Annotated in this window: 9 protein-coding genes; 5 read left to right on the top strand and 4 right to left on the bottom strand. The window is 45.4% G+C overall.

What is annotated here, in order from left to right:
- Window positions 1–87 precede the first annotated feature (87 nt).
- A complete protein-coding gene (sfnG, locus tag O4M77_RS00705; protein ID WP_323713672.1) occupies window positions 88–1203 on the bottom strand; it encodes a dimethylsulfone monooxygenase SfnG in 1116 nt (371 codons plus the stop codon).
- Between the two features lie 28 nt (window positions 1204–1231).
- Window positions 1232–1966: an FMN reductase gene (gene msuE / locus O4M77_RS00710; RefSeq protein WP_166139499.1), complete on the bottom strand. Its 735-nt coding sequence runs from the start codon at window positions 1964–1966 to the stop codon at window positions 1232–1234.
- A gap of 373 nt (window positions 1967–2339) precedes the next feature.
- On the opposite strand from msuE, the gene O4M77_RS00715 reads away from it, so the two are divergent.
- A complete protein-coding gene (locus O4M77_RS00715; RefSeq protein ID WP_004781530.1) occupies window positions 2340–2990 on the top strand; it encodes a response regulator in 651 nt (216 codons plus the stop codon).
- A gap of 67 nt (window positions 2991–3057) precedes the next feature.
- Here O4M77_RS00715 and O4M77_RS00720 read toward each other — a convergent pair whose 3' ends face one another.
- Together O4M77_RS00720 and O4M77_RS00725 are read right to left on the bottom strand one after the other, a co-directional pair.
- Entirely contained in the window at window positions 3058–3825 is a 768-nt protein-coding gene (locus O4M77_RS00720) for a hypothetical protein (RefSeq protein WP_166139501.1), read from the bottom strand.
- 417 nt (window positions 3826–4242) lie between these two features.
- Window positions 4243–7734, bottom strand: coding sequence for a PAS domain-containing hybrid sensor histidine kinase/response regulator (locus tag O4M77_RS00725; RefSeq protein ID WP_323713673.1), 3492 nt, complete (start codon window positions 7732–7734; stop codon window positions 4243–4245).
- Between the two features lie 182 nt (window positions 7735–7916).
- On the opposite strand from O4M77_RS00725, the gene O4M77_RS00730 reads away from it, so the two are divergent.
- From O4M77_RS00730 to O4M77_RS00745, 4 genes are all read left to right on the top strand, one after another.
- On the top strand, window positions 7917–8249 hold the full coding sequence (locus tag O4M77_RS00730) for a DUF485 domain-containing protein (RefSeq protein WP_004781535.1): 333 nt from the start codon (window positions 7917–7919) through the stop codon (window positions 8247–8249).
- Window position 8250: 1 nt separating this feature from the next.
- Window positions 8251–9966 (top strand): cation acetate symporter, encoded by a 1716-nt coding sequence (locus O4M77_RS00735; protein ID WP_159123808.1) that lies wholly within the window; start codon window positions 8251–8253, stop codon window positions 9964–9966.
- A 105-nt stretch (window positions 9967–10071) separates the two neighbouring features.
- Window positions 10072–11376, top strand: a complete 1305-nt coding sequence (locus tag O4M77_RS00740; protein WP_159124594.1) for an IS4 family transposase — start codon at window positions 10072–10074, stop codon at window positions 11374–11376.
- 222 nt (window positions 11377–11598) lie between these two features.
- Entirely contained in the window at window positions 11599–12315 is a 717-nt protein-coding gene (locus tag O4M77_RS00745) for an ion channel (protein ID WP_159123809.1), read from the top strand.
- Window positions 12316–12407 lie beyond the last annotated feature (92 nt).

Consider the following 12407-nt stretch of genomic DNA (forward strand, 5'->3'; position numbering starts at 1 on the left):
CTATGCCGAGAACACTGTGTTGCACAAAAAAAATCCCTCAAGCCGAGCCTTGAGGGAATGAATCGTTATGCTGAGCATTATTATAGTTTAAACGAGCTCAGCTTCTTGTTCTTCTTGTTGCTGTTCAGCTTGCTGCGTTTCGAGTTCACGCACGAGTGGCAAGACTTTTTCACCGAAGTATTCCACTTCTTCAATAAAGTGCAGGAAGCCTGAAAGAACCAGATCAACACCAACTTTTTTCAGTTCGATGATACGTTCCGCAATCTGCTGAGGTGTACCGATCAGGTTGGTACGGAAGCCATCGTTATATTGCACCAGATCTTCAAACGTAGATTTGGCCCAGTTACCTTCGCCTTCCTTACTGGCTGCGCCCGCTTCACGCGTTGCCTCACCGAAAGATTTCACCGCCTGAACATTGGCCTTGGCCACGATTTCTCGCAGTACTGCTTGCGCTTCCTCTTCGGTATCACGTGCAATCACAAATGCATTTACGCCAATTTTCACAGAGTGATTATTTGCTTTGGCTTTTTCACGAATATCATCGATCTGTTTTTTCAGCTCTTCCGGTGTATTGCCATTGGTGAAGTACCAGTCAGACACGCGAGATGCCATATCGCGCGCTGCCCGAGAACTTCCCCCCTGGAAGATTTCAATATGCGGTTTCTGTAGCGGTTTTGGACTCAAGGTATAGTCTTTGAACTGGTAGTATTTACCATCAAAACTGAAATTATTTTGAGTCCAGACCCCTTTCAGGCTGCGAATAAATTCTTCTGAACGTGCATAACGTTCATCATGTTCCGGCCATTCTTCACCAATTGCATCAAACTCGCCACGGAACCAGCCACTTACGACATTAATCGCAATTCGGCCGTTGGTGAGATGGTCAATGGTGGCCAGCTGCTTCGCTGCCAGCGCAGGCTTCCACGGGCCCGGCAAGATCGCGGCAATCACTTTTAAGCGTTCAGTTTTTGCCAGGATGCCGTGACTGAAGCTGACTGATTCATGCTGGTTTTCAGCGTTATAGCCCGCAGTAAAACGGATCTGGGTCAGGGCATAATCAAAACCTGCTTTCTCAGCAGTTTGCGCCAGACGGACATTGTAGTCATAGCTCCAGTCCGTACGCTGTTCGATATCGCTAACCACCAGACCGCCACTGACATTTGGAACCCAGTAAGCAAATACAATATTTTTATCTTGTGACATTATTCTTACCCTCTGAATGAAGTGGCCATTAAGCCACTTGAGTCTTTGGCACTTTCTTGCTGTGCAAACGGGATTCTGCGGCATCCAGGCTTGGCACTGCAGCTGAAGGTAAAACTTCTTCCTGTTCGATTTGCTTGTTGATGCCTAGGCTCTGGTTGGCTTGCTGAGATTTTTCTTTAATGACCTCAGCACGCTGCCCCTTTGCTGGCGCCCATTCAAGGATCGGTAGGGCACGAGCCACTGCCAGGGTAATACGGGCACGGAGTAATTCGCTGTGAATGGTGTATTCAGGCGTAAAGTCACGATCTGTGGCATATACCCCGATTGGTAAGGTTTGTGCCTGGAAGAAGCTGAATAATGGGCGTAATTGGTGCTCAAGAACCAGCGCATGACGGTCACTACCACCAGAAGCTGCTAAAAGAACCGGTACATCTACCAGCGCCGTTTGTTCTACGAAGTCAAAGAAATGCTTGAACAGGCCCGTAAATGAAGCGCGGTAAACAGGCGTACCAACAATCAGGGCATCTGCTGCTTCAACGGCTGCCAGATCATCCTGCACGCGTTGCGGTAACTGGTTACGGTAAATTGCACCACCTAAAAGCTGGCCGATTTCGCTAAATTTAATGAAATGTACATTGATTGGCGTCGCTTCACCCAGTTCATCCAGAATGGCTTGAACCAATGCTTCGGTTTTAGAGGGGTGATTCAGGCCGCCAGAAACAGCCACGATATTTAAAGGTTTTTGCTCGGAAAAATGGGACATGTGAAGTACCTAAAAATGGTTAAGCTCGGAATGACCCTATTAATCCCGATTGCCGCAGTAGGTGTAAAATAACGAAATGCTGAAAAGTTATCTGATTTTTCTATATAAGCGGAAAATGTGCTTCTGAAACGGATAGAGCTGGATAAATAGCTGATAACTATATTTATATTGAATAAAGATAAGCTATGCAGAATAGGAATAAATCATATATAAAAAAGTGATGAGAATTAAAGAATTATTGAAATAAGCCAAAATTTAAAAAAATTAAAGAAAAACTCCACATTATTTAAAAAATTGGTGATCTTGCATATCCATAAACTGGCTTGTGTGGTTAGAATAGGAGCTACTGTGCACAAGATCTCTCTCACGTCCTATGAATATTTTAATCGTTGATGATCATCCACTGTTTCGTCATGCTCTGATCCAAGCTGTTCGTTATAGTCTGCCACAAGCGCAGATTCATGAAACTGCAGCAGTCAATGAATTTTATGAACGTCTAGAAAATGGTCCTGAGCCTGATCTTGTCCTTCTGGATTTAAACCTGCCAGGTGCATCGGGCTTTTCTGCTCTGGTCCATGTCCGCGCACAATATCCTTCGATTCCAATTATTGTCGTTTCTGCTCACGAAGAAGCCAGCATTATCCAGCGTGCAATTGCACATGGTGCGATGGGCTATATTCCAAAATCTGCGCATCCAAGCCATATTGGTGAAGCGATTCGTGAAGTCCTCGAAGGTGAAATCTGGTTACCACCCAATCTGCCAGCCAACATGAATTTCGATCCGCGTGCTGCAGATGAAACTGCATTGGCAGAACGGATTCAGTCACTGACACCGCAACAGTTCCGTGTCTTGATGATGGTAGCTGAAGGCCTGCTGAACAAACAGATTGCTTATGAACTGGATGTCTCTGAAGCCACTATTAAAGCGCACGTAACAGCAATCTTCCGTAAGCTGGGTGTACAAAACCGTACCCAGGCGGTGCTTGCTATCAATGCCTTGAATATTGAAGAAAAGAAAATGTAAGGGATTTAACTTACAAAATAAAAAAGACCTCATCTGAGGTCTTTTTTATTGCGAATATATTGCCAGATTAAGCAATATAATCCTGTTTTTGGGTGACATCGGTACAGAACATTGGATTCAGTGCGGATTGCAGTTCATCAATCTGTTCTTGAGTGACATAGCCTTTGGAGATCAGGTATTCTGCTACGCGATCATCACGCAGACTCAGGAAAGTCGCATCATACACACCTAAGTCTACAAACAGGGCAGCAGTTTCCAGACTGTTAAAACGGTCCAGATAAACTTCATCTTCATACATCAGGAATACATGCTCGTCTGTGCTATTCGGATCGACCTGTAGGTGCTCTGCCAGTTCATGCGGGCAGGTTTTGATAAAGAGCAAGTCAGAGAGTTCATCAAACTGGGTGGTATCCAGGCAATCTTCTTCATTTTTCACTTTGCCGAGCCACGCTTTAAAGACCAGTACGGCACCACCACGCAGCAGCATACTCCAGATCTGATGACGGGTTTGTACAGGTAAATCTTCAGCTTCTGCTTCCAGAGATTCAATCAGCTTGTTTTCCTGTTCAGCCAAACGTTCAAATAAACCTAAACCTTGCGGTTTGTAGGCATAAGGTTCAAAGACATCAAAATGCAGTTCATCAAAAACTTGCAGGGCTAAAGGAACCGCATGCTGATACAGGGTTTCAAGTGCCTGAATCTGGGTATCGTCGAGTTTGCTGTATTTAAACATTTGCGTCCAGTCGATGCTGGGTAATAAGGCATTAGCACCATATTGGCGATGGAATTGCTGAGTCTGTGCGGGAAGCTGAGCAATTGATTCATCGAGTTTCATTTTTATAACTCCTATCTAGCAGTGCAAATAGACCAGCTGCCAAAAGGATTTAGACATTGTCAGATGGAAACTGATCGTTTCTTATATTGTCTATTTTTAGAGCTAAGCCTGTTGTATTAAAAATACGACCAAAGTTCTATCTGCCATAAAATAGGATTAAAAATTAATTTAAAACAACAACTTAAATAATTGTAACTAGGTGTACACATGTATATTAATAGAATTGGTGGCTTTTGCCATAGAGAATGCTGAAATGATAATTTTGAGCAATTTATCAGCAGGAATTATGTGAAATTTGGTGCTTTTAGCACATTGGCCTGATTTTTTTGCCAGTCAGGTAAAGAAAGGTATTTGTTTGGTATAAAAAATGCCCACTTTAAATCATTAAAATGGGCATTGAGATGAAAATAAAAAGTTCTAGCTACCTGAGATTTTCAGACCGGATAACCAGGAACGGAGTGAAGCAGGCTTCAACGGTTTTTTCAGCAGGACAATATTTAAATCCTTCAGGCGCTGTGGCAGTTCCGGATCAGAATCTGCGGTAATCAATGCCACCGGAATATCACTACTACGATGTTCCAGAATAAAGTCCAGACCGATTTTATCCTGATTTAAATGCTGATCGACCAGCCAGACCTGAATATTTTCCTGCTGGATCATTTCGGCTGCCTGTTCTGGTTCGGTGGCTTTAAAGACCTGATAGCCCCATTTGGTCAATAAGGTCGACATGCCTTCCAGAATGGTTTCATCATTGTCCAAACATAGAATCTTAAAGGCCTTGGACTTCAATGGCACAGCCTGAACAGGGGCGGCAATGACTTTCGGCGCTGCGGTCAACGGTACTTCAATCATGAAGCAGGAACCTTTGCCCAGCTCGGAAGAAACATGAACTGGATAATCCAGTAGTCCGGTCATACGCTGCACGATGGCGAGACCAAGCCCCAGACCCTGTTCACCCCAAGGCGAAGTATGGCCACATCGCTCGAATTCCTGGAACAGCTTGATCCGCTGTTCTTCAGCAATACCGGGACCGGTATCCCAAACCCCGATCCGGATATGATTTGGCCGGTTGCTAGAACGCAGTACACCGACCACGACCTTACCTTTGGCGGTATAACGTAGGGCATTGCTGACAAAGTTCTGGATAATCCGGCGAATCCATTGTGGATCGGTGTCAATCCAGAACTGGGCATCATGCACTCGCAGTTTGATGCCACGTTGTGCCGCAATGGATTTGAATTGCAGTTCCAGATCACTTAATAAATCATGCAGTGGATAAGCCTGGTGTTTCGGCTGAATCGTACCGCCCTCCAGTCGGGCAATATCCAGCAGAGCTGAGAGCATGCTTTCTGCCCCATGCAGGGCACGATCCAGTTGCTGCAGGGTCTTGCGATCTTCTTCGCTTTGTACACTTTGCTCCAGCGCCGTACTGAACAGACGTGCAGCATGCATTGGCTGTAACAGGTCATGACTGGCGGCAGCAATAAAGCGGCTCTTGGACATATTGGCTTTGTCGGCTTGTTCACGCGCCAGTTGCTGTTCAGACAGGGCATCAGCGAGCTGCTGGGTACGATCCTGAACCCGGGCTTCCAGTAATGCTTCATTTTCACGGAAGGCAGTAATATCGGCAAAGGTCGTCACGAAACCACCGCCTTCAATTGGGTTACCCCGCATCTGAATCACGCGGCCATCTTTACGGATCCGTTCAAATTCATGCGCACTGCCGACCTGCATCCAGTGAATCCGTTTACGCACATGTTCTTCGACCGAGCCCGGACCACATTCACCGCGTTCAGCGTTATAACGGATTAGGTCAGCGATTGGACAGCCGACATAAACAATATCTTTTGGATAGTCGAACAGTTTCAGGTATTGGTTGTTCCAGGCGACCAGACACATATTTTCATCAACCACACTCACCCCTTGGGTCATATGGTCGATCATGGTCATGATCAGGTTCTGGTTAAAACGCTGCCATTGTGAGGCCTGATCCAGAATATTCGCCACCTGACCGAGGGCCAGGCCATTATTCACCATCGCGGTAGTCAGCAGGGTACGTGCCGAGGCTGCACCAATGGTACCGGCCAGATACTGCTCAGTAAAACGCCACCACATGCCATTGGCACTGCTATTTTCATTCAGTTCCACACTATTTTGAGCACAGAACTGCTGGAAGGCCTGCATGGTTGGACCTTCACCGGTAATGCGCTTGGCCAGCGTAATCAGGTCACCAACTTTTAAACGGGCCACATCCTGATGCGAGTAGCTGACATCAGTAGATGGACTTTGAGAAGGAAGCGGCTTGGTTTCATAGTAGAAGAAACTTTCCGCCTGAATCTGTTCAGCCACACTTGGACGGAACATCCGGGAAACCCAGATATATAGGAATGTGTTCAGACCTAGTGCCCAGACCACACCATGCGTTAAAGGATCAAAAGATTCGAAACCGATCAGGGCTTCAGGACGTAACCAGTTCCAGCCCAAAGGACCCTGTTCCAGAAAACTCTGGCTGAACTGCTGATAGGCTTCTGGCAGGCTGCGCAAAATCGTTGGTAATAGCAGGGTATACGACCATAAAGCGAAACCGGTCAGCAGGCCAGCATATACACCTTGCTTACTCCCGCCACGCCAATACAGACCGCCAATCAGGGCAGGGGCGAATTGTGCCACGGCACTAAAGGCCAGCAGACCAAAGACTGAGAGCTGGTCAATATCATTAAAAAAGTTGAAGAACAGAAAGCCCATCAACATCACGGCTAGGATACAGATCCGGCGGGTAAATTTCAGTACCAATGGTAAACGCTTGTCATGCCGTGAGATCAGGTTTAATCGCCAGAGCGCTGGCATGATCAGGTCATTACTCAGCATGATCGACAGGGCGACTGAAGATACCAGCAGCATGCCGGTGGAAGCCGAGAAACCGCCTAAGAAGGCCAATAAGGTCAGCCAGTCCTGATTATAGCTAAGCGGTAAAGACAGTACCGCGACATCTGGAATCGCTAAATATTGGGGAGCCGCATGCAGTGCCCAGCTGGCAATCGGGATAATTGCCAGTGTGGTCAGAATCAGATAAATGGCAAACCAGCGACGTGCACCACGGATATGTTTTTCATCCCGTAATTCAACCACTGCTACGTGGAATTGACGTGGCAAGCAGATAATCGCCAGTGCAGCCAACAGGGTCTGTACCCAGAAACTTTCCGGTACGCCAAACAGCTGTACATCATGGAAGGTTGACTGAATATCGCTACTGATCTGAGGCAGATTTTCTGGTGCTTCAAAAATAAAGAAACAGGCTACGGCCAGCAAGGCAAATAACTTAACAAAAGACTCAAAGGCGACAGCCAGCATCAGACCGCCATGCTGTTCGGTGTTGGCAATCTGCCGGGTACCGAAAATCATCGCCAGAATCGCCAGGACGCCAGTCAGGAACAGTACGCTATTGGTGGTACTGGCAATCCCGGCTGAAGGTTCCAGAATGACCGCCGCACTCAAGGCAATTGCACGTAACTGCAAAGCCAGATAGGGAATGATGGCAATCACCGCCAGAATGGTGACCAGCGAAGCCAGAGGCCCACTCTTACCATAACGTGCAGCGACGAAGTCGGCGATAGAGGAAATCGCATGATGCTGGCGTACCCGTCCCAGACGGCGCCAGATATCGTAACCAATCGCGACAAAGAGCAGGGGACCAAGATAGATCGGCAGGAAAATAATTCCTTCACGAACCGCAGCACCGGTCGCGCCATAAAATGTCCAGGAAGAACAGTAGACGCCTAAAGTTAAACTAAACAATAGCATGCGGCCACGGGTACTCAGCCGGCTGGCATGTTTTTCCCCATAGAAAGCGCAAGTAAAGAGTAAAGTGATATAGAGGGCGAGCACCCCTATGATGAGCCAACTGTTCATATAGCCTGATGTGTACTGTGCATGACGCTATGATACCGCATCATGCACTCAGCAGTTTAAATTGATCATTTTTTAACGACCAAAGTCTAAATTACAAGTCATTCTAAATGTTGTTATTTTGCAACAGTGATAATTCGAATTAAAAAATAGTAAGCCCATGGTGGGGCTACAGGAGTGTAACTATGGATGAGGCCCAAGTAGAAAGAATTCTACAGAATCCCAAATTCAAAGAAATGGTACGTAGAAAAAGTACGCTGAGCTGGACCTTAACCGGCATCATGCTATTTGTCTATGTCGGTTTCATGTTGCTTGTTGGCTACAACAAAGAATTTCTATTGTCTTCAATTTCTGGCGGTGTAACGACCTGGGGTGTACCTCTAGGTATCGGTATCATTATTTTGTCTTTTATATTGTGCTGGGTGTATTCCTACATTGCCAATAACAAACTTGATCAGCTGAACAGAGAAGCAATTCAGGAAGTGGAAGCGATTACAAAAGAAAAGGGGCAACACTAAGATGAAAGGGATTTCATATCAAGCGCTTGCTGCTGCAGCGCTGACCTTGCTCAGCTCGGCAATGGCATTTGCTGGACCAGATCTGGGTGCTGCGGAGCAGCAAGCGACCAACTGGCACGCGATTATCATGTTTGTGATTTTCGTTGGAGCAACCTTATTTATTACCAAATGGGCTGCCAAACAAACCACAAATACTAATGATTTCTATACTGCCGGCGGCGGGATTTCTGGCTTCCAGAACGGTCTGGCCATTGCTGGTGACTTCATGTCTGCAGCATCTTTCCTCGGTATTTCCGCGATGGTATTCCTGTCCGGTTTTGACGGATTGCTGTACTCACTAGGCTTTATGGTGGGTTGGCCAATCGTTTTATTCCTGGTGGCAGAACGTTTGCGTAACCTGGGTAAATTTAACCTGTCTGATGTAGTGTCGTTCCGTCTGGAAGAAAAACCGGTGCGTACTCTAGCTGCATTAAGTTCACTGGTTGTGGTGGCGTTTTACCTGATCGCACAGATGGTAGGTGCAGGTCAGTTGATCAAGTTACTCTTCGGTCTGAACTACAATATTGCTGTGGTGATTGTTGGCCTGTTGATGATGGCTTACGTAATCTTCGGTGGCATGCTAGCGACCACTTGGGTACAGATCATTAAAGCAGTAATGCTGTTGTCTGGTGCGACATTTATGGCTTTCATGGTAATGAAGGGCGTAGGTTTCAGCTTTACCAATATGTTTGAACAATCGATTCAGGTTTACTCTAAAGTACATGACTTGAGCCTTGCAGATGCAACCAAGATTATGGGTCCGGGTAATCTCGCTTCGAATCCGGTCGATGCGATTTCTCTTGGTCTGGCGCTGATGTTTGGTACAGCAGGTCTGCCACATATCCTGATGCGTTTCTTTACAGTAAAAGATGCCAAAGAAGCACGTAAATCAGTGGTGGTTGCAACAGGCTTTATCGGTTACTTCTACCTGTTAACCTTCATTATCGGTTTCGGTGCGATTCTATACGTAGCGAACAACCCGCAGTTCCTGGACATTGCAAAAATGGCAATCACAGGCAAGCTAGAGCTGGTGGGCGGTAACAACATGGCCGCGGTTCACCTGGCAGATGCTGTGGGTGGTGACCTGTTCATGGGCTTCATTTCTGCAGTGGCATTCGCAACCATTCTTGCGGTAGTTGCAGGTTTGACCTTGTCAGGTGCTTCAGCAATTTCACATGACTTGTATGCAAACGTATTCAAGAAAGGCCGTACTACACCTGAATCTGAACTGCGCATGTCTAAAATTGCAACTCTTGGTCTTGCTATCTTTGCGATGATTCTGGGAATCCTGTTCGAGAAGCAAAACGTTGCCTTCATGGTGGGTCTGGCATTCTCGGTAGCCGCATGTGCCAACTTCCCGGTATTGGTTCTGTCTATGTTCTGGAAAGGCCTGACCACACGTGGTGCTGTCATTGGTGGCGTGGTTGGTTTGGTGACTGCAGTAGTACTGATCATACTGTCTAAAGCAGTTTGGGTAGATACTTTCGCGATTTCAGATACACCAGTCGTTCCATTTAATGGTCCTGCATTATTTGCAATGCCACTGTCTTTCTTCTGCTGCTGGTTCTTCTCCATCACAGACCGCTCAGTGAAAGCACAAGCAGAACGCAAAGCTTTCGATGCACAGTTTGTTCGCTCACAAACAGGTATTGGAATCTCAGGTGCATCTGATCATTAAGATCTGATGTCCTAAAAAAGCCTCCTGATGGGTAATGCCAGTCAGTTAAGCAAATTTTAGTAAAATGTAGTAAAAATGAGTGTATGTAAATACGCTCATTTTTTTATGTCTTTATCTGAACATTTAGAATCCACTCTTGAACATTCTCTCCCATCACTCAACCATTTTTGTGAACTTATTGATTTAAATTGGATTGAAACAAGCCTGCATCAAACAGGTAAGGCATCAATCAGAAGGAGAAAATTACCTGCTGAGCATGTGGTTTGGCTTGTTATTGGGCTTGCCTTGTTTCGAAATCAACCCATCAGCTATGTTGTAGAGCAATTAAACCTCGTGTTTGGTACAACAGAATATTGTGTTCCTAGTGCAGCAGTCCAAGCACGACAACGTTTAGGACAAGAGCCTTTAAGTACCTTATTCTCTCTGCTCAGCCAAGCATGGTTTGATGAAACACAGCAACAATATTCAAACTTTCAAGGACTTAGCATATGTGCTGTTGATGGGGTGGTTTGGTCTATGCCGCTGACCGAAGAGAACTTTAATCATTTTGGCTCATCTAAAGGTAAAACTGCTGTAGCACCTTACCCACAAGTGAGAGCCACGTGCCTAGTCAATACCAATACCCATGAAATCATAGATGCCCAAATAGGCAGTATGGATCAGGGTGAACTCACATTAGCAAATCAATTATCTCCTCCAGCACAAAGTATTACATTATTTGATCGAGCTTATTTCTCTGCTGATTTTCTAATAGGGTGGCAAACACGTGCAGAATCAAGTCATTGGCTGATGCGAGCAAAAGATAATTTACGTTATGAAATTATTAAACGGAATTCCCCACATGATTTTCATATCAGGATGCCAATATCACCTAGAGCCAAGAAGCTTAACCCAACGTTAGGGGATTATTGGGAGGCACGTTTGATTGAAGTTGAGCAGGCAGGAAAAATCAGACGTTACATTACTTCATTATTAGATTCAAAGACATACCCACTTATAGCCTTGGCAAAGTTATATGCTCAGCGTTGGGAAATTGAAATGTGTTACCGAGAAATTAAAAGCAATTTGCAGAAAGGTAAGCTCTTAAGAAGCAAGCAACCAGACTTAATTTATCAAGAATTATGGGGTGTCTTGATTGCCTATAATGTTCTGAGACGACAAATGAAACATATGGCTCAACGAGCTAAAGTAAGTCCTTTGAGAATCAGTTTTCATATTGCATCTATTGCCCTTCTTAATTTACTCAGATTCGACTCTTTGGCTTCTGCAGGTAATCTCCCCAAACATCTGGAAAGTTTAATGGAGAAATCTAATCGGTATGTTATACCTGAGAGAAGAGTGAGGAGTTATCCAAGGGTTGTAAAAGGAAAACCTCAAAAATACCCAAGAAAAAGCCAGTCAATCTCTTAACTGACTGGCATTATCCTGATGGGGGCTTTTTTTATAGCGATAAAATACCTGAGCTACCCAATGAAATACTTTGGGATAGGTTATCTAAAATTAAATACAGCTATTTTTAACTGAGATTTCAATGATTTTTATACAATCCTGTTTCTAACCATCAGCTAGATCATGCTATGTTAAGCCAGCGATAACAATAATGATGCTCGACAGGACATCAAGACAAATCTCATGAAGCACTCCCTGCTACGATTCTGGACCCATTTTAAGTATCTGCCTTCTGCCTGGCTGCTATGCCTGCAGTTACTGATTCTGATTCTGTCGATGCTGAGTTATGACAGTGTGTCTTATCGCGCGGGTACATGGATGCTGGGGGTGGTGGTCTTGCTGGTGATTGCCAAGGTAATTCGTCAGACTCCGATGTTTACCATTCTGGGACTCATCTTTGTCGCAGGGGCCATCTTCTTTTCGTCATTAATTGTGTTGGGGCTGCGCTATACCTGGATCATGATCGTCGCGCATCTGTTTGAAGCCAGTGCCTACTTCAGTGCAGCGTATGGCCTGTTACGTTATATGTTTCATGACCGTTATCTGACCAAAGACGAACTATTTGCAGCGGGAGCAGTTTTCACATTGCTGGCTTGGGGCTTCGCTTTTCTCTATAGCATTTGCCAGTTATGGGTACCTTACAGCTTCTCGGATCCAGATCTAAAAGCTTATCAGCCGTGGCTGGATCTACTCTTTCTGAGTTTTAGTGTGCAGTCTGCTACAGGATTATCTGATGTGATGCCGGTCAGCCCGGTCGCACGGATGCTGGCCATTATCCAGATGTTTGTCGGGGTAATGTATCTGGCCTTGATTGTTTCCCGTCTGATTGCCTTACAGTATATTTCTCATCTTCCTAAACAGACTCATATACAACATAAGCATAGAAAGCCTGAGGAATAGAACGTACAGAGCTGCATAGCTTGGTTACAGTAACTTAACGGCTTTATTTTCCTGAATATTTTAAAATCTTAAGGTCCAAAACGTATCTTTGA

Origin of the sequence: Acinetobacter sp. YWS30-1 (genome assembly GCF_033558715.1) — a bacterium.
Lineage (GTDB): Bacteria > Pseudomonadota > Gammaproteobacteria > Pseudomonadales > Moraxellaceae > Acinetobacter.